Origin of the sequence: Streptomyces sp. WAC 01529, from assembly GCF_003945545.1 — a bacterium.
In the GTDB taxonomy this organism is placed as follows: domain Bacteria; phylum Actinomycetota; class Actinomycetes; order Streptomycetales; family Streptomycetaceae; genus Streptomyces; species Streptomyces anatolicus.
The window spans coordinates 7,425,348-7,452,056 of the sequence record NZ_CP029617.1 but is presented as its reverse complement, the minus strand read 5'-3'; the positions used below and the strand labels follow the sequence as shown (position 1 = coordinate 7,452,056).

Here is a 26,709-nt window from a genome sequence, read left to right as displayed (position 1 = left end):
CAGCCCTTTGCGGTTTCGGTCAACTTGGCTGCGACGGCGGTGCGAGGGCCGGTACGTCCCAGTCGCGGGCCACGTCGGCGGTGTCGGCGCCCGGCTGCGCGGGGCCGGTGCGCACGCGCGTCGGGGTCGCGGAGAAGCGGGGCGCGGGGGCGGGCTGGGTGATGCCGCCGTGGTCGGTGAAGGTGCCGCGGGCGGCGAGGTGGGGGTGGGCGGGCGCCTCGCGCAGCGACAGCACCGGCGCCACGCACGCGTCGGAGCCCTCGAAGACGGCCGTCCACTCCTCGCGCGTACGTTCCTTGAAGCGGGCGGCGACGGCCTCGCGCAGCTCGCCCCAGCGGGCCAGGTCCTTGCGGGCGGGCGCCACCTCGGCGAGGCCGATCAGCGCGATGAACTCGTCGTAGAACTGCTGCTCCAGGGCGCCCACGGCCATGTGGCCGCCGTCGGAGGTCTCGTAGTTGCCGTAGAAGGGGCAGCCGCCGTCGAGGAGGTTGGCGCCGCGCCGGTCCTGCCAGCCGCCCGCCGCGAGCATGCCGTGGATCATCGAGGAGAGGTGGGCCGCGCCGTCGACGATCGCGGCGTCCACGACCTGCCCCTCGCCGTGCACGCGCGCGTGGGTGAGCGCGGCGAGGACGCCGACGACGAGGTAGAGCGAGCCGCCCGCGTAGTCGCCGACGAGGTTCGCGGGGACCGCGGGCGGCTCGCCGGGGTTGCCGATCATGCCGAGGGTGCCGGTGATCGCGATGTACGCGATGTCGTGCCCGGCGCGCTGGGCGAGCGGCCCCTCCTGGCCCCACCCGGTCATCCGGCCGTAGACGAGCCGCGGATTGCGCGCGTGGCAGGCCTCGGGGCCGACGCCGAGGCGCTCGGCCACGCCCGGGCGGTAGCCCTCGATGAGGATGTCGGCGCGCTCGGCCAGGTCGAGGACGTGTGCCGCGCCGCCGTCGGCCTTCAGGTCGACGATCACCGAGCGCTTGTTGCGGTTGGTGATGTCGTGGGCCGGGTCGATGGCGAGGCCGCCGCCGCCCGGGCGGTCCACGCGCACGACATCGGCTCCGAGGTCGGCCAGGAGCATGGCCGCGAACGGGCCGGGCCCGATACCCGCCAGCTCCACCACGCGCACCCCGGCGAGCGGCCCGTTAACGCCCCTGTCCGGCACTGCCATTGAGCCCCCAGCCGCTATGACACAACTGATGTAACACCAGTGATGCTAAGAACGTGTTCCACTGTGCACAAGCCCCTGACGAGCAAGCGCTTAGCCAATCTTGGACCGCGGAGGCTCCGGTCGGCTCGGCGGACGTGCTCCGCGCCGGGGGCACACGCGCCGGGCCCCGGTGGTGCGCGCTAGCCTCGGCCACCACGACCGGACGGACGTACGGCGAGAGGTGCCATGAACACTCACCAGAGCGAGACCAGTGGCGACACCACGACCGGCGGGAAGAAGGGTCGCCCCTACGACGTCGTGCTTTTCGGGGCGACCGGCTTCGTGGGGGTGCTCACCGCGGAGTATCTGGCCGCGCACGCGCCCAAGGAGGTGCGCTGGGCGCTCGCGGGGCGCGACACCACGAAGCTGGAGAAGCTGCGTGAGCGCCTGGCCGCCATAGACCCGGCCTGCGCCGAACTCCCCCTGGTGCGGGCCGATGTGGCCGACCCGGAGTCGCTGCGGGAGATGGCCGCCCACGCGCGCGTGGTCGCCACGACCGTCGGCCCCTATCTGACGTACGGGCAGGAACTGGTCGCCGCGTGCGCGGAGTCGGGCACGGACTACGTGGATCTGACGGGCGAGCCGGAATTCGTCGACCTGATGTATGTGCGGCACGACGCCCGCGCGCGGGAGACCGGCGCCCGGCTTGTGCACGCGTGCGGTTTCGACTCGGTCCCGCACGACCTGGGCGTGTACTTCACGGTGAAGCGGCTGCCGGAAGGTGTACCGCTGCGGGTCGACGGGTTCGTACGGACCAACGGGCAGTTCTCCGGCGGCACTTTCGCCTCCGCGCTGAACCAGTTCGGCCGGGGCCCGCAGATGCTGGCCGCCGCCAAGGAACGGCGGCGCCACGAGCCCCGCCCGGCGGACCGCAAGGCGTACGCGCCGCCGAGTCCGCCGCGGTACGCGGGCGAGGTCGGCGCCTGGGCGCTGCCGCTGCCGACGATCGACCCGCAGGTGGTGCAGCGCTCGGCGCGGGCCATCGACCGGTACGGGCCCGACTTCCGCTACCGGCACTACGCGGCCGTGCGGACGCTGCCCATGGCTCTGGGCGGCACGCTCGCCGTCGGCGGTCTGCTGGCGGCCGCGCAGTGGGCGCCCGCGCGGCGGTGGCTCTCGGGCCGGCTGGAGCCCGGTGCCGGGCCGAGCCAGGAGCGGCGGGCCAAGACGTGGTTCTCGGTGCGGTTCGTCGGCGAGGGCGGCGGCAAGCGGGTCTACACCGAGGTCTCGGGCGGCGATCCCGGGTACGACGAGACGGCCAAGATGCTGGCGGAGTCGGCGCTGTGCCTGGCGCTGGACACGCTGCCGCCGTCCGCCGGGCAGGTGACCACGGCCCAGGCGATGGGCGACGCGCTGCTGGCGCGGCTGGAGGCGGCGGGGCTCGTCTTCCGGGTGGCGGCGGTGCGCTAGAGCCCGCGGCTGGTGGCCCCCTCCCGAGGGGTATGAGCAGAGCCCCTCGGGAGGGGGCCGCGTCCGCTCAGTCCGCCGATCCGGGGGCGGCGCGTCGGTTCGCGTGGAAGCGCGCCTTCTTCTGACGGTTCCCACACGTGTTCATGTCGCACCACTTGCGGGTGCGGCTCCGGCTGGTGTCGAAGAAGGCGGCTCGACAGGTCGGCGAGGCGCACAGGGCCAGTTTTCCGTCGCGTTCGCCCGCGATGACGCTGATCGCGTCGGCGGCGATCACGCCGAGGGCGTCCTCCACGGGGGAGGCCGAGCCGAGCAGCCATCGCCGCTCGCCCTCGGGCGTCAGGACGGCCGCGGCCCGCCCCTGAGCGCTGCGGTCATTGATGACGCGGAGAGCGGACGCGGGGAGTGCGTCCTGGACCGCGGCGGCTGTCGCGGCGACGTGAATCGACTCCCTCAGCTCCCGGGCGAGGTCGAGCTGCGCCGTGGTGCAGGACGCCACGGCGAGGCCGTTCACCGCCAGCCAGTCGACGAGCCGGTGCGGCGTGGGAATGCGCTCCACGGCGTTGCCATGACGCTCCGACAGAGTCCCCGTGAAGCTGGTCGCCAGCACATTTCCGAGGCGGAAGTCAGGGAACTCAGCACGCATGGAACCACCTTAGCCGGTTGCATGCCGACGCGAGGGCACGGTAGAACCGTCTTAGCCGGTTCTCCGTAGATCGCGGCAGACCGCGGTCGTCCGCGGTGGTCCCCAGCCGGCTCCCCGACGGCCAGGAGGTCTCATGCCCCGTCCGACCGACGACGTGCACGCATTCGAAGCCCACGCGACCGACGCCGACCTCGACGATCTGCGCGCGCGGCTGGCCGCGGCGCGGCTGCCGGAGGCCGAGACGGTCCAACGCGCCGCACCCGGCCCGCGCCGGTGGGAGCAGGGCGTTCCGCTCGCCGACCTCGTCGACGTGGTGGAGTACTGGCGCACCGGGTACGACTGGCGGTCGTTCGAAGCGCGGCTCAATCGGATCGGCCAGTTCCGCACGTCCGTCGACGGCCTGGGAATCCACTTCCTGCACCGCCGGTCCGCGCGCGCGGATGCCACTCCGCTGATCCTGACGCACGGCTGGCCGGGCAGTGTCGCCGAGTTCATCGATGTGGTGGACGAGTTGGCGGATCCGAAGGACGCGGACGCGCCGGCGTTCCACGTCGTGGTCCCGTCGCTGCCGGGCTTCGGTCACAGCGACAAGCCGGCCACCACCGGGTGGGGGACGGAGAGGATCGCGGCCGCGTGGGTGGAGTTGATGGGAAGGCTCGGCTACGACAAGTTCGCGGCCCACGGCGGCGACTGGGGAGGCGTGATCACCACGATCCTCGGCGGCCGGTTCCCCGAGCACGTGCTCGGCGTCCACACGACGCTGGCGCAGGCACCGCCGGGGTTGACGACGGACGGGCTGACGGCGGCCGAGCGCGAGTGGACCGAGGAGACCCGCGATTTCTGGCGCCACCGCGCGGCGTACGCAAGGCAACAGGCGACCCGGCCGCAGACCATCGGCTACTCGCTCGTCGACTCACCGGTCGGGCTGCTCGCCTGGATCCTCGACAAGTTCGCCGAGTGGACGGATACCGAGGACAGCCCGTTCGAGACGGTCTCCCGGGACAGGGTTCTCGACAACGTCACCCTGTACTGGCTGACCCGGACCGGCGCGTCGGCGGCCCGCATCTACTACGAGAGCCACGACTCGCTCGACCCCGGCCTTCGGGTCGACGTCCCGGCGGCGATCACCACGTACCCCCGCGACATCGAGAAGTGTCCGCGCGCCTGGGCACAGGAGCGGTTCCGGCGGATCGTCCGCTGGAGGACGGCCGGAACCGGGGGCCATTTCCCGTCGCTGGAGGTTCCCGAGTACTTCGTCAAGGATCTGCGCGACGGCCTCGCGGCAGTACTGGCCGCCCATCGGCAGTAGCCGCCCGCCCTCCGTACTGCCATGCCAGGCCGGTACGGAGAACGGGCGGCGCGCGGACCGCGGAGGGAAATCAGGCGACCGGCACGGGGTACGTCGGGTACTCCACCCCGGAGACGTGCTGGACGACGCGGATGACCTGGCAGGAGTAGCCGAACTCGTTGTCGTACCAGAGGTAGAGGATCGCGTTGTCGCCGTCGACCTTGGTGGCGCCCGCGTCGACGATCGAGGCGTGGCGCGAGCCGATGAAGTCGTTCGAGACCGCGTCGGGGGCGCTGGTGAAGTCGATCTGGCGCTTGAGCGGCGAGGTCAGCGAGACGTTGCGGAGGTAGTCGAGGACCTCCTCGCGGGTGGCCTCGCGGCCGAGCGTCAGGCTGAGGATCGCGATCGAGACGTCCGGCACGGGGACGCGGATCGAGCTGCCGGTGATCGGCGCCTTCAGGTCCGGCAGCGCCTTGGCGACGGCGGAGGCGGCGCCGGTCTCGGTGATCACCATGTTGAGCGGCGCGGAGCGGCCGCGGCGGTCGGCCTTGTGGTAGTTGTCCAGGAGGTTCTGGTCGTTGGTGAACGAGTGGATGGTCTCCACGTGGCCGCGCAGCACGCCGTACTCGTCCGCCATCGCCTTCAGCGGCGGGACGATCGCGTTGGTGGTGCAGGAGGCGCAGGACAGGATCCGCTCGTCCGGCTTGATCGTGTCGTGGTTGACGCCGTGCACGATGTTGGGCACGTCGCCCTTGCCCGGGGCGGTCAGGACAACCTTGTCGACACCGGGGCGCAGGTGCTTGGAGAGGCCCTCGCGGTCGCGCCACTTGCCGGTGTTGTCGATGAGGATGGCGTTCTTGATGCCGTACGCGGTGTAGTCGACCTCCGAGGGGTCGTTCGCGTAGATGACCTTGATCTCGTTGCCGTTGGCGATGATCTTGCTGTTCGCCTCGTCGACGGTGATGGTGCCCTGGAACTGGCCGTGGATGGAGTCGCGGCGCAGCAGCGAGGCCCGCTTGACGATGTCCTCGGCGGCCCGCTCCCCTCCCCCGCGTACGACGATGGCGCGCAGCCGCAGGCCGTTGCCGGAGCCGGCCTTCTCGATGAGCAGGCGGGCGACGAGGCGGCCGATGCGGCCGAAGCCGTAGAGGACGACGTCGCGGCCCTCGCGGCACTCGATCTTGTTGGCGCCCGTGGCGCCCGCGACGGCCTCGGCGGTGAACTCGGAGACCGAGAGGCCGCGCTCGTCGCCGCGGTAGGTCGCGGCGAGCATGCCGATGTCGATCTGCGACGGGCCGAGGTCGAGCGCGGCGAGAGCCTGGAGGAAGGGCAGCGTCTCGGTGACCGACAGTTCCTCGCCGGCGATCTGGCGGGCGAACCGGTGGGTCTTGAGGATGCTGACCACCGACTTGTTCACCAAGGAGCGGCTGTGCAGCAGGACCGTCACGTCCCGCTCGCGGTGCAGCTTCCCGATGATCGGGATCATCGACTCCGCGATCTCCTCGCGGTGCTTCCAGTTGGTGAACGAGTCGTCGTTGACAGTCACAGGTTTCTCTTTCGAGCTAGGCGGCGCTCATATGCTAACCCGCTCTTCTTTTGATCGTTCACCCGGCCGCATACCGGTCCTCACCCGGCGGCTCCACGCCCCTCACCTGGCCGCTTCCCGCAGGGCGGCCCGGCACAGCGCGTCCGCGCGGCGCGTGGATTCGGGCAGGCGGTAGCGGGGTGTGAGGCGCAGCGCGTGCGCGCAGGCGTTGTCGAGCGTCACCCGGTGGCCGGCCGAGACGAAGACCGGCTTCACGCCCTCGCGGGTGCGCAGCGCGCGGCCCACCTCCTCGGCGCCGTCCAGCAGGGGCGAGGCGCTGCCGCGGGGCGCGGCCGGAGCCTCGTACGCGAAGGTGAAGGGGTTCTTCGCCACGCCCATCGTCGCCAGCCCCGTCAGGACGCCGAGGTGGCTCGCGAGGCCGAAGCGGCGCGGGTGCGCGACGCCGTAGCCGTCGCAGACCACGAGGCCCGGGTCGGCGTCGAGCCGGGAGAGCGCGGAGAGGACGGCCGGGATCTCCCGGAAGGCGAGCAGGCCCGGCACGTAGGGGAACGCCACGGTGCCGACGGCCGTGGACTCCTCGATCACGTCGAGCGTGGCCGCGTCGAGCACGACGACGGCCGCGGCGACGACATCCCGCTCGTCGTCGTAGGCGACGTCCACCCCGGTCACGTGTCCGGTGCCGGGCGGCGGCCCCGTCTCGTCGAGTACGACGCGGGCGCGCAGTTCGTCCTGAACGGCGCGGGCCGCCTTCTCGTCGGTGGGCCAGTCGGGCGGCAGTGGGTAGCTGATCATGGTGCGGGCCAGCCTAGTTGGCGGCGCGGAGTGCCCTTCGCGCATGCCGAAGCGCCCGCGGTCCCCCGTCCGCGGGCGCTCGACCGGTGCTGCGGGCGCCTCCCCCTAGCGCATGGGCACCGGCCTGACCGTGGCCTTGAGCATCCAGTGATCGCTCAGATCCGCGCTCTTGTACGCGTCGGACGCGACCGGGTCCGCGCCGTTCACCACGTCGCCGCCGACGTAGCGCAGACCCCGGTCACCGAAGAACAGGTAGTCGAACTTGCTCCCGGCTACCGCCGAGCAGCCCGTGAGCCACGGATACCCGGTGGTGTCGCACTCGTCGTTCCAGTCGCCCTCGAAGCTCATGTCGTACAAGGGCTTGAGACGACCGCCGCCCCCGGGAAGGGTGTTGAGGTCTCCGCCGAGCACGGTACGGAAACCCTGGCGCTGCCACAGCCGCCCCCAGGCCGCCATGTCCCTTGCCGAAACGGCGCGTATGCGCTCCTGGTTGTGGACCCCCCGGTGGACGAAGTGGCTGCTGCACGCCACCAGACGGTTCGCGGCGTTGCTCGACCGGAGCCCCGCGCACGCCATTCCTTGAGTCGTGTGGTTGGTCCGCGGCTTGTCGCCTTTCCCTTCGACGTGCTCCAGACCTCTGGTGCCGGGGAAAGTGACATCCCACGCCATCGGTGTGGTGCCGGGGATCTTCTTCACGGCGACGGCGGTTCCGGCGTCCTTGGTCTTGGGGACCGCCGTGCTGCTCGGGCACTCGATCAGGTTGTTCGTGCCGACTGTCTTGCCGGTGCGGTGACGCACGATCCAGTCGGAGCCCAGCCGGTCGGCGAGCCTGTCCGAATGAAGGCTCTTGCAGGCCTCTTGGATCATGATCACGCCGATGGAGCGGTCCGCGTTCACCTGCCGCATGATCTCGTCGATCTTCTTCTCGGGTGTCGCTTCCGCTTCCGGGCACTCCTTGATGGCACCGCATATGTTCCAGGTCAGCGCCGTGATCCTCGCCGGAAGGGCCTGGGCTTTGGACGAGTCGGTCCCGGCAGGCGCGCTCGGGGCCGTCGAGGCGGTGGCAGACGCCGTGAAGAAGCCGGTGGCGACCGCCAGGGACACGATCGTCGCCGTTGCCGTGCGTTTCGCAGTGAGCACCGTTGCCTCCATTGGTGAGTCGGTCGTGCCAGTCCCGCCGGGTGTCTGGGCCTGGTGGTATCGACCGTGTCGGTGCCGCCAAGGGGAAACCTGCGGAAAACCTTGAATCGCGCCCGGGCCGCCGTCCCCGCCCGGCGCCGACCGGCATCAAGGGCGCGTAAAGATTGCCGGAAGCAAGCAATGTGGCGTGTCGTACCGGCATGTCATGATCTTCCCGTACCGAGGTGAACGGCATGACGGGGGAAGTGATCCGATGACGGTCTTTCTGGGTCTCGGCATCGCGGGGATCGTGCTGCTGGTGCTCTCGCTCGTCCTCGACGGAGTGCTCGAAGGGCTCTTCGGGGGCGCGGGCGTGCTGGACGGGCTCTTCGACGGGCTCCTTTCACTGCCGGTCGTCGCCGGGTTCGTGTCCATGCTCGGCTTCGGGGGAGCCATCGTGCTCGGCACGACCGGTCTCGGCGCGGGCCCCGCCACCATCGCGGGCGCCTGCGCCGGGCTCGGGGCGGGCTGGCTCACGTGGAAGGTGACCCGCGCGCTGATGCGCGACCAGACCACGGCCACACCGCGCGGCGACGACCTCGTCGGCACGGCGGGTTCCGTCGTCACCGCGATCCCGGCCGACGGCTACGGCGAGGTGCTGCTGCACCTCGCGGGCCAGCGCGTGAAGTTCGCGGCCCGCAGCTCCGCCGCCGTGGCGCGGGGCACCGAGATCTGGGTCGACGCGGCCCTTACGCCGACCTCGGTGGCGGTACGGCCCGTGGAGCGCTGACCCCGCGCGCGTGCCGGCCGAGCCACACCCACCTCACCACACCCACCTCACCACCCACACGTAACCGATCTGCCGTCCCCGGGCGGCAGGGGGGAAAAGCGCCATGAGTCCAGTCCTGACCGCCGTCATCGGAGTCGTCGTACTCCTCGTCCTGCTGGCGCTCGTCGTCATCACCCGCTACAAGGTCGCCGGGCCCAGTGAGGCCTTCATCGTGACTGGGCGGCGCGGCAAGAGGTCCACCGATCCGGAGACCGGCCGCGTGATGACCGACAACAGCGGCCAGAAGGTCGTGGTCGGCGGTGGCGTCTTCGTCGTGCCGTTCGTGCAGCAGAAGTTCACGCTCGACCTGTCCTCGCGGCACATCCCGATCGCGGTGCGCGGCGCCGTCACCCTGCGGGGCGTGAAGGCCAACCTCGAAGGCGTGGCCATCGTGAAGGTTGGCGGCACCGAGGACTCCATACGCGCCGCCGCGCAGCGCTTCCTCATGCAGCAGGACGGGATCGTCGGCTTCACCCAGGAGGTGCTCTCCGGAGCGCTGCGCTCCATCGTGGGGCGGATGTCGGTGGAGGACATCATCCGGGACCGCGCCGCGTTCGCCGGGCAGGTCGCCGAGGAGGCCGAGGCCAGCCTCTCCGGGCAGGGCCTGGTGCTCGACGCCTTCCAGATCCAGGACATCACCACCGAGGGCTCCTACCTGGAGGACCTCGGGCGCCCCGAGGCCGCCCGCGCCAAGCAGGAGGCGGACATCGCCGAGGCCGTGGCGCGCCGCGCCGCCGAGCAGGCGCGGCTGAAGGCCGAGGAGGAGATCGCGATCGCCCAGCGGACGTTCGCGCTCAAGCAGGCCGAGATCAAGGCCGAGACGGACGAGGCGTCGGCCCGCGCCGCCGCCGCGGGTCCGCTCGCCGAGGCCGCCCGGCAGCAGGATGTCCTGTCCGAGCAGGAGAAGGTCGCCCAGCGCCAGGCCGCGCTGACCGACCGGGAGTTGGACACGAAGGTCCGCAAGCCCGCCGACGCCGCGCGCTACCAGGCAGAGCAGGAGGCGGAGGCCCGCAGGATCGGCCTGGTCAAGCAGGCGGAGGCCGACGCCGAGCGGGCCCGCCTCACCGGTGAGGGCGAGAAGGCGCACCGCGCCGCGCTCGCCGACGCCGTACGCCTCGAGGGCGAGGCCGAGGCCGCCGCGATCGGCGCGAAGGGCGCCGCGGAGGCGGAGGCGATGCACAAGAAGGCCGACGCGTTCGCGCGCTACGGCGACGCGGCGGTCCTGCAGATGCTCGTCGAGGTCCTGCCGAGCGTGGTCGCGAAGGCGTCCGAGCCGCTCAGCGCGGTGGACAAGATGACGGTGATCTCCACGGACGGGGCGAGCCAGCTCTCCCGCACGGTCGCCGACAACGTCGCCCAGGGCGTCGAACTCCTCAGCTCCACCACGGGAGTCGACCTCGCCGAACTCCTCAAGGGCATCACCGGAGGCAAGACGCCCTCTCCGGCGCCCTCCCCGGCGCCCGTCCCGGCGAACGGCCGCATGGATGTCACCGACTGACCGCCTAGTAGCCTCGCGGTCATGTTCCTTCTCGAATTGACCTACACCGCGCCCGTCTCCGCCGTCGACGAGCAGCTGGCGGCCCATGTGGCCTGGCTCGACGAGCAGTACGAGGCCGGGGTCTTCCTCGCCTCCGGGCGCAAGAACCCGCGCGACGGCGGAGTGATCATCGCCGTGGCCCGGGACCGCGCGCGGATCGAGGAGATCACCGCGGCGGACCCGTTCGTCCTGGCCGGGGTCTGCGAGTACCGGATCACCGAGTTCTACGCGACGAAGACGGTCCCGACGCTCGCCGCGTACCGCGAGCAGCTGCCCGCGTAACCCCGGGACCGGCGCCCTCAGAGCTCCAGGCGGGCGATCCGCCCCTTCTCGCCCGCCGCCCAGCAGCCCCGGTCGGGGGCGCAGTCCACGGTGTCGTACGAGCCCGTGTCGACCGTCCGCCAGGTCCGCCCGCCGTCCGTGGTGACGTCGGTGCCCGTCGGGCCGACGGCGAGGGCCGTGGCGCGGCTGTGCGGGAACCACGTCACGCCCGAGCGGTAGGCGGGCGGCGGCTGTCCGGCCGGGGTCCAGGTGCGGCCGCCGTTCCCGGTGACGGCCGCCGCCTTCGGTGAAGCCTGGCCGGCCCGGTAGTCGCCGCCGACCGCGATGCCGTGCGTACGGTCGCGGAAGGCGAGGCCGAAGACCCCGCGGGCCGGGTCGCCCGCGGGGATCGGTGCGTCGGTGGCCGTCCAGGTCAGGCCGCGGTCGGCGGAGTGCAGGACACGCGCGCGTGCCGCTCCCCCGGTCGCCAGCCACACATCGCGCGGGCCGGAGGCGACCAGGCACTGGCCGCTCGCCGCGAATCCCGCCTCGCCCTCCTGCGCCGCGGGCATGCCGGCGCTCGGCAGGACCTTCCAGGAGCGGCCGCCGTCGGCTGTGGACAGGATGCGGTACTTGCCGTCGACCGGGTCGCTCATCGCCAGGCCGTGGCGGCGGTCGAAGAAGGTCACGCAGTCGTAGAAGGCCCGGGCGTCGGTGTTGCGGAAGGACTCCGTCCAGGTCTTGCCGCCGTCGTCGGTGCGCAAGATCCGGGAGGCCTCGCCCTCGCCGATGGCGAGGACCACCGCGCGCCGGCCGTCGAAGGCCTCCACGTCCCGCAGTTCGAGAGAGCCGCCTCCCGGTGGGGAGATATCGCGCCAGCTCCTGCCGCCGTCCGACGTACGCAGCACGGTCCCCTTCGACCCGGCCACCCACGCCGTGTCCCGGCTGACGGCGGCGAGGCCGCGGAAGCGGGCGTCGGTGCCGCTCTCCTTGAGCTGCCAGCTCAGGGCCCGGCCAGGGGTGTGGTCCCGCCCGTCCGGCCGGGCGTGCGCGGGCGCCGCGAGGACGGCTCCGGCGAGTGCCGCCCCGCACAGGCCCGCCAGTACCGCTCGCCCCACCGTCTTCGACTTCCCCATGGCCCTCATGGCGGGCGAAGCTAGCCGACGCGCCGGGCCTCGTCCAGATGGCCGGAAGGGCTCCCCCGGAAGACGGGCGCCGGGAACCGCGGGCGCCTCCACGGTCTCTCGGTGACAGAGGTCACTCGGTCCCACCCACCTCGGGTGTGCACGGATCCCGTCTTTCCGTCGTCTATTCAAGTGCCGACCCCAGTCGTCCAGCAGTCAGTGAGGGAGCAGGCGTTGTCCACCGTCATCGAGCAAGCCGTAGAGGCCCGCCTGGTCGCCGCCGCGCCGCGGATGCCGACCATCCCCGCAACGCTCCACTACGACCGGCGGGACCCCTTCGCCGTACGGATGAGCTTTCCCGCCCCCGCGACGCTGGAGGGCGTCGAGGTCTACTGGACCTTCGCCCGCGAACTGCTCACCGTCGGCGTGGAGCGCGCGGTGGGCGACGGCGACGTGCGGGTGCGGCCGTACGGTTTCGACCGCACGGTCGTGGAGTTCCACGCGCCCGAGGGCACCGCGATCGTCCACATCCGCACCGGGGAGCTGCGCCGCTTCCTGCTCCGCACGACGGCGCTCGTGCCGGTCGGCCAGGAGCACCGCCACGTCGACCTGGACCAGGATCTCGCGGAGCTGATGCGGGACGCGTGCTGAGCCGCTGACGCCCGGACCGGACGGCTCGGCGCGTCAGGGGGCGATCGGCAGCTCCCGCTTGTGCGCGGTCCGGTGGTAGCGCTCCACGATGGCGGCGCGGGCCGCCTCGGCGACCGGCTTGCCCTCCAGGAAGTCGTCGATCTCGTCGTAGGTGACGCCGAGCGCCTCCTCGTCGGACAGACCGGGGTTCAGCGACTCCAGATCCGCCGTCGGCACCTTCTGGACCAGCGCGGGCGGTGCGCCCAGCTCCTGCGCCAGGGCCCGGACCCGCCGCTTGGTGAGGCCGGTGAGCGGGACGACGTCCGCCGCGCCGTCGCCGAACTTGGTGAAGAAGCCGGAGGCCGCCTCCGCCGCCTGGTCGGTGCCCACCACCAGGCCGTCGTGCGCCCCCGCCACCGCGTACTGGGCGATCATGCGCTGCCTGGCCTTGATGTTGCCGAGGACGAAGTCCTGGTGGTGCGCGTCGCGGAAGAGCGCGCCGCCCGCCGCCACCGCCGCCAGCGCGGCGTCGGCCGCGGGCTTCACGTCGACGGTCAGGACCTTGTCTGGCCGGATGAAGTCCAGCGCCGACCGTGCGTCCTTCTCGTCGGCCTGGGCGCCGTACGGCAGCCGCATCGCGAAGAACACCGCCTCGCTCCCGGTGGCCCGGGCCCGCTCGACCGCGAGCTGGCAGAGCCGCCCCGCGGTCGTGGAGTCCACGCCGCCGCTGATGCCGAGCACCAGGGAGCGCAGGCCGTTGGAGGTCAACTGGTCGGCGAGGAAGGCCACTCGGCGCTCGATCTCCGTACGTACGTCGAAGTCCTCGCTCACCTGGAGGGCCCGGGCGATCTCCTGCTGGACGGAGAGGGACGCGCGGTCGTTCATGGTCACTCCTGCTTGCAGATCCTGGTCGGGGTGGAGAGAGATCCTGGTTCGGGGTGGAGAGATCCTGGTCGGGTGGGGAAGGGTGCCCGCGGGTCAGCTCCGCACGCGCGGCAGCCCGGTGATTCCCATCACGAGCGAGTACAGCGAGGTCGACGCGGTGATGAACAGGCGGTTGTTCTTGGGGCCTCCGAAGGCGATGTTGGAGACCGGTTCGGGGATGTTCAGACGGCCGATCAGGGTGCCGTCCGGGTCGTAGCAGTGCACTCCGCCGTCGATGGCCGCCGCCCACAGCCGTCCTCCGTCGTCGAACCGGAGGTTGTCGAAGCGGCTGACGTCGTCCGTGGCCTTGGTGAACACCTCCCCGTCGGAGAGCGTCCCGTCGTCGCGCACGTCGAAGACGCGGATGACGCGGTCGCGCGTGTCCGAGACGTACAGCTGCCGCTCGTCGGGGGAGAAGACCAGCCCGTTCGGCGCCCCGAAGCAGTCCGCGACCCGGCGCACCTCACCCGTGGCCGGGTCGATCCGGTAGACGTGGAGGCCGTCCTGCTCGCGCTCCGCGCGGAAGCCCTCGTAGTCGCTGGTGATCCCGAAGTCGGGGTCGGAGAACCACACCGAGCCGTCGGAGCGTACGACCGCGTCGTTCGGGCTGTTGAGCCGCTTGCACTCATGGCGGTCGGCGAGCACGGTGATCGTGCCGTCCGGCTCGGTGCGGGTGACGCGGCGGTTGCCCTGCTCGCAGGAGATCAGCCGGCCCTCGCGGTCGAGCGTGTTGCCGTTGCTGTATCCGGCCGGGGAGCGGAAGACGGAGACCGCTCCGGTCGCCTCGTCCCAGCGCAGCATCCGGTCGTTGGGGATGTCGCTCCAGATCAGCTGGCGCCAGGCGGGGAGGTAGAGGGGACCTTCGGCCCAGCGGCAGTCGCCGTACAGCTTCTCCAGGCGGCTGTCTCCGTTGGCGCACCGGCCGGTGCGGAACCGGTCGTCCAGGATCTCGTACAGCGCGGTGTCGTCGGAACCGGACATGCTTACCCCCAAGTGGTCACGGACTGAATCTCGTACAGCCGAGATGGACTATGCCAGAACCGTATATGGTGACGCCATGGGGATGGTGAATGACGTGGACGACATCGACCGCAAGCTGATCGCGGTCCTCCAGCAGGACGCGACCACCGCGTACGCCGCGCTCGGCAAGGCGGTCGGCCTGTCGGCGGGCGCCGCCCATGAGCGGGTGCGCAAGCTGCGCGAGCGGGGCGTCATCCGGCGTACCACCATCGACGTGGACCCGGCGGCGCTCGGCCGCGGCGTCCTGGCCTTCGTGATGGTCGACTCGAACGCCTGGATGGGGGATTCGGCCGAGGCCTTCGCGGCGATCCCGGAGATCCAGGAGGCGCATGTCATCGCGGGCAGCGCCGCGGTCCTCGTGAAGGTGCGCGCCGCGACGACGGAGCAGCTCCAGGACGTACTGCGCAGGCTGTACGCGATCGACGGCGTGAGCGGGACCCAGGCGACGGTCTCCCTGGAGACCTTCTTCGAACGCCCCGTCCCGCCCATCCCGCCTACCCCGCCGAGCGGCGGCGCGATAAAGCGTTGACAGGGCCCACGGGAGCCTCCTAACGTCGACAGCGGTTCTGTTGCCGTCGATAGGAGAAGGACGTTGCTCGTCTGAGGTCATGAGACACCGCGTCACGCAGCTCTCGCGCTGCCGTGTACGTCGCGTGCGACCTCGGCATACGAGCCGTCCCGTCCCCCGGCGCAGGCCTTTTCCCTTTCCGGCCTCACCCCGCCGCGGTGTCTCGAACGCGTTGTCCCTGACCGCGCTCCACACCACGCGACCGCGAGGCCTGTATGTCACACTCCCCCACCTCTCTCACCTGCACGTCGCTCACCTTCGCCTGGCCCGACGGGACCAGCGTCTTCGACGCTCTCCAGGTGGCCTTCGGCCCCGGCAGGACCGGACTCATCGGCGTCAACGGCTCAGGGAAATCAACCCTGTTGAAGCTGCTCGCCGGAGAGCTGTCGCCCACCGAAGGCGCCGTCAAGATCGTCGGCGAGGTCGGTTATCTCCCGCAGAACGTCACCCTGGACACCGCGCTGCGCGTCGACGAGGTGCTCGGCATCGCCGCGACGCGCGCCGCGCTGCACGCCATCGAGGCGGGCGACGTGCGCGAGGAGCACTTCGCGGCCGTCGGCGACGACTGGGACGTCGAGGAGCGCGCCCTCACCACCCTCGACCAGCTCGGGCTCGGCCACATCGGCCTCGACCGCACCACCGGCGAGGTCTCCGGCGGCGAGTCCGTGCTGCTGCGCCTCGCCGCGCTGCTCCTGCGCCGGCCCGACATCCTGCTGCTCGACGAACCGACCAACAACCTCGATCTGTACGCCCGTCGGCGCCTGTACGCGGCCGTCGAGGCATGGTCCGGTGTCCTCGTCGTGGTCAGTCACGACCGTGAACTCCTCGACCTCGTCGACCAGATCGCCGATCTGCACGAGGGCGAGGTCAGTTGGTACGGCGGCAACTTCAGCGCGTACGAGGCGGTCCTCGCCACCGAACAGGAGGCGGCCGAGCGCATGGTGCGCGTCGCCGAGTCCGATCTGCGCAGGCAGAAGCGCGATCTGGCCGACGCTCAGGTCAAGTTGGCCCGCCGCAAGCGCTACGGCCAGAAGATCCAGGACAGCAGGAGCCAGCCGAAGATCTTGATGGGCGCCCGCAAACGGGCCGCACAGGAGTCGGCGGGCAAGCACCGCGTCATGCACGAGGAGAAGCTCGCCGAGGCCAAGGAGCGCCTCGACGACGCCGTGGAGGCGGTGCGGGACGACGACGTGATCCGCGTCGACCTCCCGCGGACCCTGGTGCACCCGGGGCGCGACGTCCTGACCCTGAGCGGCCTCGGGCTGCGCTACGGCACCCGTGTCCTGCGCGAGTTCGAGCTGCGCGGCCCCGAGCGGGTCGCGCTGATCGGCCGCAACGGCGCGGGCAAGACGACGCTGCTGCGCACCATCGCCGGGGAGCTGGAGCCGGTCTCCGGCGAGGCGCTGGCCCATGTGCCGCTGCGGTTCCTGCCCCAGCGGCTCGATGTGCTCGACGACGGGCTGAGCATCGTCGAGAACGTGGCGGCGTACGCCCCGGACGCGACCAACAACCGTATCCGGGCGCGCCTGGCCCGCTTCCTGTTCAAGGGCGCCAAGGCCGACCAGCAGGCGGCGACCCTCTCGGGCGGCGAGCGGTTCCGTGCGGCGCTCGCGGCGCTGCTCCTCGCCGAGCCCGCGCCGCAGCTGCTCATGCTCGACGAGCCGACGAACAACCTCGACATGGCGAGCGTGAGGCAGCTGTCGTCGGCCCTGGAGTCGTACAAGGGCGCGCTGATCGTGGCCAGTCACGACCTGCCGTTCCTGGAGTCCATCGGCATCACGCGCTGGCTGCTCCTGGACGGGGATCTGAAGGAAATCACCCAGGAAAAGAAGACAGAAGCTGTCTGGTATGAGGACTAGCGTCCGGTGCATGCACCAGGACACACACGACCGCATCATCATCACCGGAGCCCGTGAGAACAACCTCAAGGAGGTCAGCCTGAGCATCCCGAAAGGCCGTCTCACGGTCTTCACCGGGGTGTCGGGGTCGGGAAAGTCGTCGGTCGTCTTCGACACGATCGCGGTCGAGAGCCAGCGCCAGCTGAACGAGACCTTCACCTGGTTCGTGCGCAACAGGCTGCCGAAGCACGAGCGGCCGCACGCGGACGCCATCGAGGATCTCTCGCCCGCGATCGTCGTCGACCAGAAGCCGATCGGCGGCCACTCCCGCTCCACCGTCGGCACCATGACGGACGTCTACTCCGTGATCAGGGTGCTCTTCTCCCGGCACGGCACGCCGAGCGCGGGCCCCGCGACGGCGTACTCCTTCAACGACCCCTCGGGCATGTGCCCGCGGTGTGACGGCCTCGGCCGTACCGTGCGGCCCGACTACGACCGCATCCTGGACCCCGACAAGTCCCTGGCGGACGGCGCGATCCTCTTCCCGCCGTTCGCCGCGGGGACCTGGCAGGGCCAGACGTACACGAACACGCCCGACCTCGACACGCACAAGCCGGTCGGCCGCTTCACCGAGACCGAGCGGCACTTCCTGCTGCGCGGCGGGCGCGGCAGGCGGAAGGTCAGCGTCGACAACACCGGCGGGGCACGGGACATCGACTACGAAGGCCTCGCCGACCGCTTCGAGCGCCTGTACCTCAACCGCGATCTGTCCGCGCTCGCCCAGAAGACCCGCGACATGGTGCAGGGCTTCCTCATCGAGGGCGCCTGCCCCTCCTGCCAGGGGGCGCGGCTCAACGAGGCGGCGCTCGCCACCCGCATCAACGGCCTGACCATCGCCGACTGCACCCGGATGGAAGTGACCGACCTCATCAAGGAGTTGGCCCGTGTCGACGACCCGGTGGCGGGACCGATCGCCGCGGCCGCCATGGCGGCCCTAGAGCGGATCGAGGCGATCGGCCTCGGCTACCTCAGCCTGGACCGTGAGACGTCGACCCTCTCCGGCGGCGAGGGCCAGCGGCTGAAGATGGTGCGCCATCTCGGCTCCAGCCTCACCGGCATGACGTACATCTTCGACGAGCCGAGCGTCGGCCTGCACCCGCGCGACGTGGGCCGCCTCAACGACCTGCTGCTGCGGCTGCGCGACAAGGGCAACACCGTGCTGGTCGTCGAGCACGACCCGGACGTGATCGCGGTCGCCGACCACGTCGTCGACATGGGCCCGGCGGCCGGCACCGACGGCGGCCTGGTCGTCTTCGAGGGCACGCCGGACGAGCTGCGGCGGGCGGACACCCTCACCGGCCGCCACCTGCGCCGCGTCCGGGGCGTCAAGGAGAAGCCGCGCGAGGCGACGGGCGGACACTGGATCAAGGGCGCCGACCTGCACAACCTCAAGAACGTCAGCGTGCGGGTGCCGACCGGGGTGCTCACCGCGGTCACCGGAGTCGCGGGCTCCGGCAAGAGCACGCTGGTGTCGAAGGCGTTCACCGCGGCGCACCCGGACGCCGTGGTCGTCGACCAGTCGTCCATCGGCATCTCGGGCCGCTCCACCCCGGCGACGTACCTCGGGATCATGGACACCGTGCGCAAGCTCTTCGCGCGGGAGACGGGCGCGAAGGCGAGCCTGTTCAGCTTCAACTCCCACGGCGCGTGCGAGCGTTGCCAGGGGCGCGGGGTCATCTACAGCGACCTGGCGTTCATGGACCCGGTGACCACGACGTGCGAGGTCTGCGAGGGGCGGCGGTTCAAGGACGAGGTGCTGCGCCTCACGGTCGACGGCCACTCCGTCGTGGACGTACTGGCCATGACGGCCGAGGACGCCCTCGACTTCACCGCACGCTTCGGCGACCCGGCGGTACGCCGGCGCCTGGGCGCCCTGCGGGACGTGGGGCTCACCTACCTCACGCTCGGGCAGCCGCTCAGCACCCTGTCCGGCGGCGAGCGGCAGCGCATCAAGCTCGCCACGCAACTGCACCGGACCGGGACGACGTACGTACTCGACGAACCGACCACCGGCCTGCACATGGCGGACGTCGACGGGCTGCTCGCGCTGCTCGACCGGCTCGTCGACGCCGGGAACACGGTAGTCGTCGTCGAGCACAACCTGGACGTCGTCAAGCACGCGGACTGGGTCATCGACCTCGGCCCCGACGGCGGCAAGCACGGCGGGCGGATCGTCTTCGAGGGGACCCCGGAGCTGCTCCTTCGCGCGCGGGGGTCGTTCACGGCGGATCACCTCCGGGGCGCCCTGGGCCTGGACGGGGAACGGGCTGCATGATGTGCGGCACCGCCCCACAGGACGTGCGGCGGTGCCCCGCCCCGTGAGGAGTACGCCGTGCCCAGCAAGAAGGCCCTGATCCGCCGCCCCGGCCCACGCCTCGCCGAAGGCCTGCTCACCCACCTGGAGCGCACCCCCGTCGATGTGGAGATGGCGCTGCGGCAGTGGGAGGCGTACGTCGCGGCGCTGGACGCCCACGGCTGGGAGACGCTGGAGGTGGAGCCCGCCGACGACTGCCCGGACGCGGTGTTCGTGGAGGACGCGGTGGTCGTCTTCCGGAACGTGGCGCTGATCGCCCGGCCGGGGGCCGAGGCCCGGCGGGGCGAGACGCCGGCCGTCGAGGAGGCGGTGGCCCGGCTCGGCTGCTCGGTGAACCGGATCCGGGAGCCCGGCACGCTCGACGGCGGTGACGTCCTCAAGATCGGCGACACGATCTACGTGGGGCGGGGCGGCAGGACCAACGCGGAGGGGGTGCGGCAGCTGCGGGCCGTCTTCGAACCGCTCGGCGCGCGCGTGGTCGCCGTCCCCGTCAGCAAGGTGCTGCATCTGAAGTCCGCGGTGACGGCGCTGCCCGACGGGACGGTGATCGGCTACGAGCCGCTGGTCGACAGTGCCTCGCTGTTCCCGCGCTTCCTGGCCGTCCCCGAGGAGGCCGGTGCGCACGTGGTGCTGCTCGGCGGCGCGAAGCTGCTGATGGCGGCGAGCGCCCCGAAGAGCACGGAACTCCTCGCCGGGCTCGGCTTCGACCCCGTTCCGGTCGACATCGGCGAGTTCGAGAAGCTCGAAGGCTGTGTGACGTGCCTCTCAGTCCGGCTCCGTGAACTGTACGCCTGACCAGTAATGAGGCCTTTGTTGCCGGGGACCCGGGTGGGGGCCGGTCTCACAGCCTCTTTACGGAGGGTTTAACCTACGGCAACGTAACCTACGAGACCGTAGGTAGTGCACCGCTCGCACCGCCCGTAAGCACCCCCCGTCCCCGTATGGAGCCCACGTGACGATCACCTCTCCCCACCTCGGCAGCAGCTCGGACAGCTGGACCGATGCCCGGCTGCTCTACGCGCTGGAGGAAGTGGTCGAGCAGGAACTGAACCGCCACCTGAAGGTGGCCAAGGACTGGATGCCCCACGAGTACGTCCCGTTCTCCGACGCCCGCAACTTCCCCGGGTTCTTCGAGGACGGCGAGGCGTGGGAGAAGGGCCAGTCCCCGGTCACCGACATCGGGCGCATCGCCCTGGTGGTCAACCTGCTCACCGAGGACAACCTCCCCAGCTACCACCACGAGATCGCCTCCCTCTTCGGGCGCGACGGCGCCTGGGGCACCTGGGTGCACCGCTGGACGGCCGAGGAGGGCCGGCACGGCATCGTGATGCGTGACTACCTCCTCGCCTCGCGGGCCGTCGACCCCGACCAGCTGGAGCAGTTCCGGATGGTCCACATGAGCGAGGGCTTCGAGTCGGACAACCGCCACTCGATGCTGCACTCGGTCGCGTACGTGGCCTTCCAGGAGCTGGCGACCCGCATCTCGCACCGCAACACGGGACACCAGTCCGGCGACCCGGTCTGTGACCGCATGCTGGCGCGCATCGCCACGGACGAGAACCTCCACATGGTCTTCTACCGCAACCTCCTGAAGGCCGCCTTCGAGCTGGCGCCCGACCTCACCATGGGGGCCGTGCGGGACGTCGTGGTCAACTTCCGGATGCCCGGTCACGGCATGCCCGGCTTCGAGCGGGCCGCCGCCCAGATGGCCATCGGCGAGGTCTACAACATGCGCATCCACCACGACGACGTGCTCCAGCCCGTGCTGCGGCACCTGAAGGTGCTGGAGATCGACGGCCTCGGCCCCGACGGGCTCAAGGCCCAGGAGGAGCTGGGCTTCTACATGAGCGGGCTGGACGCGGAGGCGTCCAAGTTCGACGAGAAGCTCGCGGCCCGCAAGGCGCGGATGGCGGCGCGGGGCGCCTGACCGCAGCGTCCTTCCGCGCGGTCAGGCCCCGGCCTGCGCGGTCGGGCCCCGGTGGGGACTCAGGGGTTCACGGTGACGTACGCGCTCAGGCGTACGTCACCGTGAACCGTTCGGCACGCGTCTGAGGGCGTACCGCTCTTTCTCGGAGAGGCCGCCCCAGACGCCGAACCGCTCGTCGTTGGCGAGTGCGTACTCCAGACAGGCCGGGCGCATCGCGCACATCCGGCAGATGTCCTTCGCCTCGCGCACCGAACTGCCGGGCTCGGGGAAGAAGAAGTCCGCTCCGGTCTGCGCGCACAGCGCCTGCTCCTGCCAGGCGAGTTCGGGCTGAGCCGTGATGTCGATCTGCATGGCACCGATACTGCCCCGCCGCGCGAAACAACCGATCAACGAACGATCAACGACCTCCCGGGCGCCGTTTTCCGCGCCTATCCGCTCGCGCCCCCGGCTCGGTCCGGCGCGGGCGGTCCCGTGCGTTCTGGCGCGGCCCCGCGCGGCCCGGCGCCCCGCCGCGCTGACCGACGCGGCGCCCCGCTAAGCGCTGCCCCTCGGTGGCCGTCCCGAAACCGCCCGCTCGACGGCTACGCCTCCATCTGCTCTCCGGGAGGGGCCGGCTGGAGCACGGCGAACCGCGCGCCCGCCGGGTCCGCGAGCTTGGCGAAGCGGCCCACGCCCGCCATCTCCACCGTCTCCATCCGCACCGCGCCGCCGGACCGCTCGGCCTTCGCGACCGTGGCGTCGCAGTCGTCCACCTGGAAGTACGGCAGCCAGTACGCCCCCTGCTCCGCGGGGTCGCTTTCCAGGGGCGCGATGCCGCCGAACATGTCCTCCTCGGTGCCCTCGGCGGGGCTCACCATCGTGTACGAACCGCCGGGGAAGGTCATGTCGGTGGTCTGCCAGCCGAACACCGAGCCGTAGAACGAGGTGGCCGCGGAGACGTCCGGGGTGTACAGCTCGGTCCAGACCAGGCCGCCCGGCTCGTTCAGGACATCGAGCCCCTTGAGCTCCCCCTGCTGCCACACCGAGAACGGCACGCCCGCCGAGTCGGTGAGGCCCGCCATGCGGCCCAGGTCGCGGACGTCCACCGGTTCGAAGAGCGTGCCGCCGCCCGCCTGCTCGACCGACTTGACCGTGGCGTCGACGTCCGCCGCGCGGAAGTAGAGCGTCCAGGCCGGCGGGGCCTCCTCGGCCGGCATGGCCATCGCGCCCGCCGCGGTCCTGCCGGAGATCTGGAACTGGCTGTAGCCCCCGAGGTCCGGGCCGCCCTGCTGCAACTCCCAGCCGAACAGCTCGCGGTAGAAGGCGCTGACGCCGTCGAGGTCGGGGGCGCACATGTCCACCCAGACCGGAGCGCCCGGGACGAAACGGGTACTGAGCATGATCGACTCCTTTGTCGTATCTCTCTGCCGTTCCTTTGAGTCTGGCACCCGGCACTGACAATCCGCTTGTTGTCATTTCCTGAAGGAGTGACATTTCTGAGAGCGCTCTCAGTCACATCTCTTGACGCCTCAATCACTCATCGGGACAGTGGGGCACCACCCCCCACATCCCCCGTGGCTCCCCTCCCCCGCTCGCCTTGGAGCCGCCCCCTCCGAAGCCCCCACACCCCTCAGGAGACTTCCGTGATATCGCGTCGAACGTTCCTGACCACCGCCGCCGGCGCCGCGGGCGCCCTCACCTATCCCCTCTGGGGGAGCGCTCTCAGCCCGCACGCCCGGGCGGGCGCCAACGCCGCGCCCGCCACCTGCGAGCTGGCCCTGCGGAACAAGTCGCTCCCGGGCCAGGTGCGCGCCTACGTCACCGGCCATGAGCAGGGCACCGGCCGCTGGCTGCTGCTCCGGGCCGACGGCGGGGTCTACCGCCCCGAATCGCCCTCGGCACCGCAGACCCCGCTGCCCGTCGACTGCGCCATCCCGCTCGGCGCCGCCGGTTCGGCGCCCAGAGTGCTGACGCTCCCTCAGATGTTCGGCGCACGCGTCTACTTCGTCCGCGACGACAAGCTGGACTTCTTCCTCAACCCCGGCCCCGCGCTCGTCGAGCCCGCCTTCGCGACCCCCGCGGACCCCAACTACGGCCGCACCTGGTCGTTCTGCGAGTTCACCTTCAACCCCCAGCAGCTCTACGCCAACATCAGCTACGTCGACCTCGTCACCGCACTGCCCATCGGGCTGACCCTGGAGGGCGACGCCACCCACACCGTCGCGCCGCTCCCCGACGGGGCCGTCGGCAGGATCGCCGCGGATCTCACGGCGCAGGCCGCCAAGGACGGGCAGCCCTGGGACCGCCTGGTCATCCGGGGCGCCGGCGGAGGCGTACTGCGGGTCATCTCCCCGCAGAACCTCATGGCGCCCTACTTCGACAGGCCCGAGCAGATGCCGTTCCGCCACGCGTGGACCAGCTATGTCGACCAGGTGTGGGCCAAGTACCGCACCACCGACCTCAGGATCGATCTCCAGGGCGGCCGCGGGGTCTTCACCGGTCGCGTCAGCGGTGACGTACTGACGTTCAACGGCGGCCACTCCTTCACCAAGCCGACGTCGAAGGACATCTTCACCTGCAACCACGGCCCGTTCGCCAACAACCCCGGCGACCCGGACGACAAGAAGGCCCTCCTCGCGCGGCTCGCGGCCGGGTTCAACCGCAGCATCATGCTCACGCATCCCTCGCAGCCCAATGGCGCGACCGCGGCCGACTACTACCGGGGCGCGGTCACCAACCACTGGTCACGGGTGGTGCACGCCAACTCCCCCATCGGGTACGCGTTCCCGTACGACGACGTGCGCCCCGACGGGCAGCCGGACGTGTCGGGCGCCGCCCACGACGGGAATCCGCGGCGCTTCACGGTGAGCGTGGGGGCGTAGCCGGTGTGAATGAGTAGCCGACGCGGGTGCGTAGTCCGCTCGGGGCGGGGGCGTCGGGCGTGGTCCCGCGCCCGGACGCACCCGTCACGCCTATGCCGAGGCCCTGCGCACCAGTGCCGTGGGCAGTACGACGCTCGCCGGGCCGGAGCCCAGGGCCTCCTCCGTCCTGCCGTCCTCCGCCCGGCTGTCGTCCGCCCTGCCGCGCAAAAGAAGCCGGGCCATCAACCGGCCCATCTCCTCGATGTCCTGACGGACCGTCGTCAGCGGCGGATCGGCCTGCTCGGCCACCGGCAGCATGTCGTCGAACCCGACCACCGCCACGTCGTCCGGCACCCTCCTGCCCCGCTCCCGCAGCACCCGGAGGGCGCCGGACGCCGACAGGTCGTTGGCGGCGAAGACGGCATCCAACTCCGGTACGCGGTCCAGGAGTTCCCGCATGGCACGCTCCCCGCCCGCGGGGGTGAAGTCGCCCTCGGCGATCAGCCGCGGGTCCACGTCGACGAGCACGTCGCGGAAGCCGTCGAGCCGGTCGACCGCGGAGGTCTGGTCGAGGGGCCCGGTGATGTGCGCGACGCGGCCGCGGCCGAGGCCGACCAGGTGGCGCACCGCCTCGCGCGCCCCGCCGCGGTTGTCGCAGTCGACGTAGGGCGCACTCCGCTCGCCCGACGCGGCGTCCCAGCCCGGGCGGCCGCCGAAGACGGTGGGCACCCCGGCGCGCCGGATGATGCCGGGCAGCGGGTCGTCGAGGTGCAGCGAGAAGACGAGGGCGCCGTCGACATGGCCGCCCGCGAGGTACCGCCCGACCCGCTCGTGGTCGTCACGGCCCTCGGTGAGAAGGAGCACGAGCTGGACGTCCCGTGCGGTCAACTCCTTGCTGATGCCGCGCAGTTGCAGCGCGAAGAACGGGTCGGCGAAGACCCTGGTCTCGGGCTCGGCGATCACCACGGCGACGGCGTCGTGGCGCCGGGTGACCAGGCTGCGGGCGGCGCGGTTGGGGACGTAGCCGAGTTCGTCGACCGCGTGCCTGACCTTCCCGGCAAGCTCCTCGCGCACCCCCGGGTCGCCGTTGACGACACGGGAGACGGTGGCGCGGGAGACCCCGGCGCGCGCGGCCACGGCCTCCAAGGTGGGGCGCGGTTCCTCGGTCACCTTCGGTCACTCCTCCCTGATGGTGTCAGGAGGCATCCTCCCGTATCGGCCGCTCCCTCCCCAGGGAGGCCCCGTAGAGGAGATGCGCAGGAGAGGCCCCGTACGTGCCGCGGAGTGCGGCGCATACGCTGCCCCCATGTTCAAGAAGCGCAGAGAGCGTGAGCAGGCCGAGCTGGCCGAGCTGCTGCGGCACCCGGACAGGGCGGTGCGCGCCAAGGCCGCCGCCGATGCCGCCGGGAGCGCCGACGTGCCGTGGGCGCTGCGGGAGCTGGCGCAGGCGGTGGCCCGCGAGCCGTACGCGGAGTCCTTCTCCGAGACAGTGGCCGACGGTTTCGCCGCCGCGCTGCGCCGCGACCCCGCGATCCGTGAACGGACGGAGCGGATCTTCGCGGAGCACCTGGACGACCCCGAGGGCCTCGTGCGGGCCTGGACGGAACTCGTGGCGGGGATCGGCGGGCCCCCTGCCGTGCGGGACGTCGGCCAGGACATGGCCGACGACATGCGGGAGCGGATCGTCCGTCTGCGCGGCCAGGGCTGGACGGCCGAGGGCATCGCCGGGCTCGGGCGGCCGGGCGACTTCGCGCGCGACCTGGCCTTCGACATCGCGGTCATCCTGGCGGCCCTTGTCGTGCGCAGGAACGAGCCGCTTCCGGCGGACGAGGCGCAGCGGGCGCGGTCCGGGATCCTCGCCGCCCTCGCCGAGGCCCTCGCGCATCCGACGGGCGGCGCGGAGCGCGGCGACATCCTGGTGGACCTCACCCAGCAGCCCGAAGAGGGCTCCTGGACGGACCGCGCGCGGCTCGGCCTGCTGTTCGACGAGGCGCTGGCCCTCTGCGGCGACGAGGACGCGGACCGCAGGAAGCTCGGCGTCGAGACGCTCTCCGATCTCCTGCTCTTCCACGGCGTGTTCCGGCCGGGGCCGGTGGGCGAGACCCTCGCCGGGCTGGCCTCGGAGCCGCTGGACGCGGTGTCGCTGAGCGAGCTGCTGCACGCCTACGACGTCCTGCACATGGGCGCCCCGCTGGACGACCCGCCGTTGCGGCTGTTCCTCGACGGGCTGCGGCACCAGGACGCGCGGGTCCGCGCGGCCGCCGCCGAGGGGCTGAACCCGATGGCCGAGGGCAGTGCGCTGGAAGCCGAGACCGTGACCGCGCTGGCCGGCCTCCTGGAGCACGACACGGACGACAAGGTCCGCGCGGCCGCCGCGAGGGCGCTGGCCGGTCTCGACTGCGCCGGGGAGAGCGAGGCCCGGGCGGCCGCCGACGCCCTGGTACGCGCCGCGGACTCGCCCGTCGCCGAAGTCCGCGCGCTCAGCCTCCGCGCGGCCCTGGAGCGCGGCACCCCTGAGGAGCGCGGCACCCCGGACGCGTTCGACCGGCTGCTCCGGGAGCTGGAATCACCCGACGTCCATTGGGCGTTCCTCACCCAGTACACCGTCGTGGCCGAGAACGCCGAGGTCCGCCTCCCGGCCGGCGTCCGGCCCCGGCTCGTGGAGCGCCTGGAACGCCTTGAGGCCTCCGGGTGGGCCGAGCGCTGGGACGGCGAGGAGGACTACCCCGACGCGGAGGACCGCGCCGAGATCCTCGCCACCCTCCTGGAGCACGTGCGCGGCTCCTGAGCCCAGCGGGCCTGGGGCGGGACGCCCACCGGTCCAACGCCCCGGGGCCG

General features: G+C 71.6%; 24 protein-coding genes. 13 read left to right on the top strand and 11 right to left on the bottom strand.

Annotation, left to right across the window (positions count from 1 at the left end):
- Positions 1 to 19 precede the first annotated feature (19 nt).
- Positions 20 to 1,162, bottom strand: coding sequence for a CaiB/BaiF CoA-transferase family protein (locus DMA15_RS33070; protein WP_125516356.1), 1,143 nt, complete (start codon positions 1,160 to 1,162; stop codon positions 20 to 22).
- Between the two features lie 225 nt (positions 1,163 to 1,387).
- Here DMA15_RS33070 and DMA15_RS33065 point away from each other — a divergent pair, with 225 nt between their 5' ends.
- Positions 1,388 to 2,611 (top strand): saccharopine dehydrogenase NADP-binding domain-containing protein, encoded by a 1,224-nt coding sequence (locus DMA15_RS33065; protein WP_125516355.1) that lies wholly within the window; start codon positions 1,388 to 1,390, stop codon positions 2,609 to 2,611.
- Between the two features lie 67 nt (positions 2,612 to 2,678).
- On the opposite strand, the gene DMA15_RS33060 is transcribed toward DMA15_RS33065, so the two are convergent.
- Entirely contained in the window at positions 2,679 to 3,254 is a 576-nt protein-coding gene (locus DMA15_RS33060; protein ID WP_125516354.1) for a CGNR zinc finger domain-containing protein, read from the bottom strand.
- A gap of 133 nt (positions 3,255 to 3,387) precedes the next feature.
- Here DMA15_RS33060 and DMA15_RS33055 point away from each other — a divergent pair, with 133 nt between their 5' ends.
- Positions 3,388 to 4,563 (top strand): epoxide hydrolase, encoded by a 1,176-nt coding sequence (locus DMA15_RS33055; protein WP_125516353.1) that lies wholly within the window; start codon positions 3,388 to 3,390, stop codon positions 4,561 to 4,563.
- Positions 4,564 to 4,633: 70 nt separating this feature from the next.
- On the opposite strand, the gene DMA15_RS33050 is transcribed toward DMA15_RS33055, so the two are convergent.
- The 3 genes from DMA15_RS33050 to DMA15_RS33040 form a co-directional block, all read right to left on the bottom strand.
- The gene (locus DMA15_RS33050; protein ID WP_125516352.1) at positions 4,634 to 6,088 is read right to left on the bottom strand and encodes a glyceraldehyde-3-phosphate dehydrogenase; all 1,455 of its coding nucleotides are present in this window, start codon (positions 6,086 to 6,088) and stop codon (positions 4,634 to 4,636) included.
- A 102-nt stretch (positions 6,089 to 6,190) separates the two neighbouring features.
- The gene (locus DMA15_RS33045) at positions 6,191 to 6,880 is read right to left on the bottom strand and encodes an endonuclease V (RefSeq protein WP_125516351.1); all 690 of its coding nucleotides are present in this window, start codon (positions 6,878 to 6,880) and stop codon (positions 6,191 to 6,193) included.
- Between the two features lie 105 nt (positions 6,881 to 6,985).
- The gene (locus DMA15_RS33040; RefSeq protein WP_125516350.1) at positions 6,986 to 8,020 is read right to left on the bottom strand and encodes an endonuclease/exonuclease/phosphatase family protein; all 1,035 of its coding nucleotides are present in this window, start codon (positions 8,018 to 8,020) and stop codon (positions 6,986 to 6,988) included.
- A gap of 253 nt (positions 8,021 to 8,273) precedes the next feature.
- Here DMA15_RS33040 and DMA15_RS33035 point away from each other — a divergent pair, with 253 nt between their 5' ends.
- From DMA15_RS33035 to DMA15_RS33025, 3 genes are all read left to right on the top strand, one after another.
- Positions 8,274 to 8,789 carry a hypothetical protein gene (locus tag DMA15_RS33035; protein WP_125516349.1) on the top strand — a complete coding sequence of 172 codons (516 nt, stop codon included), beginning with the start codon at positions 8,274 to 8,276 and terminating at the stop codon, positions 8,787 to 8,789.
- Positions 8,790 to 8,892: 103 nt separating this feature from the next.
- Positions 8,893 to 10,326, top strand: coding sequence for a flotillin family protein (locus DMA15_RS33030; protein WP_125516348.1), 1,434 nt, complete (start codon positions 8,893 to 8,895; stop codon positions 10,324 to 10,326).
- A gap of 21 nt (positions 10,327 to 10,347) precedes the next feature.
- The gene (locus tag DMA15_RS33025) at positions 10,348 to 10,647 is read left to right on the top strand and encodes a YciI family protein (protein WP_125516347.1); all 300 of its coding nucleotides are present in this window, start codon (positions 10,348 to 10,350) and stop codon (positions 10,645 to 10,647) included.
- 17 nt (positions 10,648 to 10,664) lie between these two features.
- Here DMA15_RS33025 and DMA15_RS33020 read toward each other — a convergent pair whose 3' ends face one another.
- Positions 10,665 to 11,771: an oxidoreductase gene (locus DMA15_RS33020; protein ID WP_125516346.1), complete on the bottom strand. Its 1,107-nt coding sequence runs from the start codon at positions 11,769 to 11,771 to the stop codon at positions 10,665 to 10,667.
- A 213-nt stretch (positions 11,772 to 11,984) separates the two neighbouring features.
- Here DMA15_RS33020 and DMA15_RS33015 point away from each other — a divergent pair, with 213 nt between their 5' ends.
- Positions 11,985 to 12,401 carry an SsgA family sporulation/cell division regulator gene (locus DMA15_RS33015; protein WP_125516345.1) on the top strand — a complete coding sequence of 139 codons (417 nt, stop codon included), beginning with the start codon at positions 11,985 to 11,987 and terminating at the stop codon, positions 12,399 to 12,401.
- A 33-nt stretch (positions 12,402 to 12,434) separates the two neighbouring features.
- On the opposite strand, the gene nadE is transcribed toward DMA15_RS33015, so the two are convergent.
- Together nadE and DMA15_RS33005 are read right to left on the bottom strand one after the other, a co-directional pair.
- The gene (gene nadE, locus DMA15_RS33010) at positions 12,435 to 13,265 is read right to left on the bottom strand and encodes an ammonia-dependent NAD(+) synthetase (RefSeq protein ID WP_125516344.1); all 831 of its coding nucleotides are present in this window, start codon (positions 13,263 to 13,265) and stop codon (positions 12,435 to 12,437) included.
- 93 nt (positions 13,266 to 13,358) lie between these two features.
- Positions 13,359 to 14,285 (bottom strand): SMP-30/gluconolactonase/LRE family protein, encoded by a 927-nt coding sequence (locus tag DMA15_RS33005; protein ID WP_125516343.1) that lies wholly within the window; start codon positions 14,283 to 14,285, stop codon positions 13,359 to 13,361.
- A gap of 94 nt (positions 14,286 to 14,379) precedes the next feature.
- Here DMA15_RS33005 and DMA15_RS33000 point away from each other — a divergent pair, with 94 nt between their 5' ends.
- The 5 genes from DMA15_RS33000 (at position 14,380) to DMA15_RS32975 (ending at position 21,031) form a co-directional block, all read left to right on the top strand.
- Positions 14,380 to 14,853 carry an Lrp/AsnC family transcriptional regulator gene (locus DMA15_RS33000; protein ID WP_125518162.1) on the top strand — a complete coding sequence of 158 codons (474 nt, stop codon included), beginning with the start codon at positions 14,380 to 14,382 and terminating at the stop codon, positions 14,851 to 14,853.
- 254 nt (positions 14,854 to 15,107) lie between these two features.
- Entirely contained in the window at positions 15,108 to 16,751 is a 1,644-nt protein-coding gene (locus DMA15_RS32990) for an ABC-F family ATP-binding cassette domain-containing protein (protein ID WP_125516342.1), read from the top strand.
- 10 nt (positions 16,752 to 16,761) lie between these two features.
- On the top strand, positions 16,762 to 19,065 hold the full coding sequence (locus DMA15_RS32985; RefSeq protein ID WP_125516341.1) for an excinuclease ABC subunit UvrA: 2,304 nt from the start codon (positions 16,762 to 16,764) through the stop codon (positions 19,063 to 19,065).
- Positions 19,066 to 19,122: 57 nt separating this feature from the next.
- Positions 19,123 to 19,899, top strand: coding sequence for a dimethylargininase (gene ddaH / locus DMA15_RS32980; protein ID WP_125516340.1), 777 nt, complete (start codon positions 19,123 to 19,125; stop codon positions 19,897 to 19,899).
- Positions 19,900 to 20,056: 157 nt separating this feature from the next.
- Positions 20,057 to 21,031, top strand: coding sequence for an acyl-ACP desaturase (locus tag DMA15_RS32975; RefSeq protein ID WP_125516339.1), 975 nt, complete (start codon positions 20,057 to 20,059; stop codon positions 21,029 to 21,031).
- 96 nt (positions 21,032 to 21,127) lie between these two features.
- Here the strand turns inward: DMA15_RS32975 and DMA15_RS32970 are convergent, their stop codons facing one another.
- Both DMA15_RS32970 and DMA15_RS32965 read right to left on the bottom strand, forming a co-directional pair.
- Positions 21,128 to 21,382: a WhiB family transcriptional regulator gene (locus DMA15_RS32970; protein WP_206302888.1), complete on the bottom strand. Its 255-nt coding sequence runs from the start codon at positions 21,380 to 21,382 to the stop codon at positions 21,128 to 21,130.
- A 230-nt stretch (positions 21,383 to 21,612) separates the two neighbouring features.
- Entirely contained in the window at positions 21,613 to 22,410 is a 798-nt protein-coding gene (locus DMA15_RS32965; protein ID WP_125516337.1) for a VOC family protein, read from the bottom strand.
- A 243-nt stretch (positions 22,411 to 22,653) separates the two neighbouring features.
- Between DMA15_RS32965 and DMA15_RS32960 the strand changes: the two genes are divergently transcribed.
- The gene (locus DMA15_RS32960; protein ID WP_125516336.1) at positions 22,654 to 23,892 is read left to right on the top strand and encodes a glycoside hydrolase family 64 protein; all 1,239 of its coding nucleotides are present in this window, start codon (positions 22,654 to 22,656) and stop codon (positions 23,890 to 23,892) included.
- Between the two features lie 90 nt (positions 23,893 to 23,982).
- On the opposite strand, the gene DMA15_RS32955 is transcribed toward DMA15_RS32960, so the two are convergent.
- Positions 23,983 to 25,041, bottom strand: coding sequence for a LacI family DNA-binding transcriptional regulator (locus DMA15_RS32955; protein ID WP_125516335.1), 1,059 nt, complete (start codon positions 25,039 to 25,041; stop codon positions 23,983 to 23,985).
- A 136-nt stretch (positions 25,042 to 25,177) separates the two neighbouring features.
- On the opposite strand from DMA15_RS32955, the gene DMA15_RS32950 reads away from it, so the two are divergent.
- Positions 25,178 to 26,659 (top strand): HEAT repeat domain-containing protein, encoded by a 1,482-nt coding sequence (locus DMA15_RS32950; protein ID WP_164551877.1) that lies wholly within the window; start codon positions 25,178 to 25,180, stop codon positions 26,657 to 26,659.
- The last annotated feature ends 50 nt before the right edge of the window (positions 26,660 to 26,709 follow it).

What these genes read in the sequence shown, in the direction of transcription:
- nadE (WP_125516344.1), bottom strand. Translation starts at nt 13,265, where the DNA reads ATGAACGACCGCGCGTCCCTCTCCGTCCAGCAGGAGATCGCCCGGGCC.
- DMA15_RS33030 (WP_125516348.1), top strand. Translation starts at nt 8,893, where the DNA reads ATGAGTCCAGTCCTGACCGCCGTCATCGGAGTCGTCGTACTCCTCGTC.
- DMA15_RS33025 (WP_125516347.1), top strand. Translation starts at nt 10,348, where the DNA reads ATGTTCCTTCTCGAATTGACCTACACCGCGCCCGTCTCCGCCGTCGAC.
- DMA15_RS32970 (WP_206302888.1), bottom strand. Translation starts at nt 21,382, where the DNA reads ATGCAGATCGACATCACGGCTCAGCCCGAACTCGCCTGGCAGGAGCAG.
- DMA15_RS32965 (WP_125516337.1), bottom strand. Translation starts at nt 22,410, where the DNA reads ATGCTCAGTACCCGTTTCGTCCCGGGCGCTCCGGTCTGGGTGGACATG.
- DMA15_RS33005 (WP_125516343.1), bottom strand. Translation starts at nt 14,285, where the DNA reads ATGTCCGGTTCCGACGACACCGCGCTGTACGAGATCCTGGACGACCGG.
- DMA15_RS33020 (WP_125516346.1), bottom strand. Translation starts at nt 11,771, where the DNA reads ATGAGGGCCATGGGGAAGTCGAAGACGGTGGGGCGAGCGGTACTGGCG.
- DMA15_RS33055 (WP_125516353.1), top strand. Translation starts at nt 3,388, where the DNA reads ATGCCCCGTCCGACCGACGACGTGCACGCATTCGAAGCCCACGCGACC.
- DMA15_RS32985 (WP_125516341.1), top strand. Translation starts at nt 16,762, where the DNA reads ATGCACCAGGACACACACGACCGCATCATCATCACCGGAGCCCGTGAG.
- DMA15_RS33070 (WP_125516356.1), bottom strand. Translation starts at nt 1,162, where the DNA reads ATGGCAGTGCCGGACAGGGGCGTTAACGGGCCGCTCGCCGGGGTGCGC.
- DMA15_RS32990 (WP_125516342.1), top strand. Translation starts at nt 15,108, where the DNA reads ATGTCACACTCCCCCACCTCTCTCACCTGCACGTCGCTCACCTTCGCC.
- DMA15_RS33065 (WP_125516355.1), top strand. Translation starts at nt 1,388, where the DNA reads ATGAACACTCACCAGAGCGAGACCAGTGGCGACACCACGACCGGCGGG.
- DMA15_RS33060 (WP_125516354.1), bottom strand. Translation starts at nt 3,254, where the DNA reads ATGCGTGCTGAGTTCCCTGACTTCCGCCTCGGAAATGTGCTGGCGACC.
- DMA15_RS33035 (WP_125516349.1), top strand. Translation starts at nt 8,274, where the DNA reads ATGACGGTCTTTCTGGGTCTCGGCATCGCGGGGATCGTGCTGCTGGTG.
- DMA15_RS33045 (WP_125516351.1), bottom strand. Translation starts at nt 6,880, where the DNA reads ATGATCAGCTACCCACTGCCGCCCGACTGGCCCACCGACGAGAAGGCG.
- DMA15_RS32950 (WP_164551877.1), top strand. Translation starts at nt 25,178, where the DNA reads ATGTTCAAGAAGCGCAGAGAGCGTGAGCAGGCCGAGCTGGCCGAGCTG.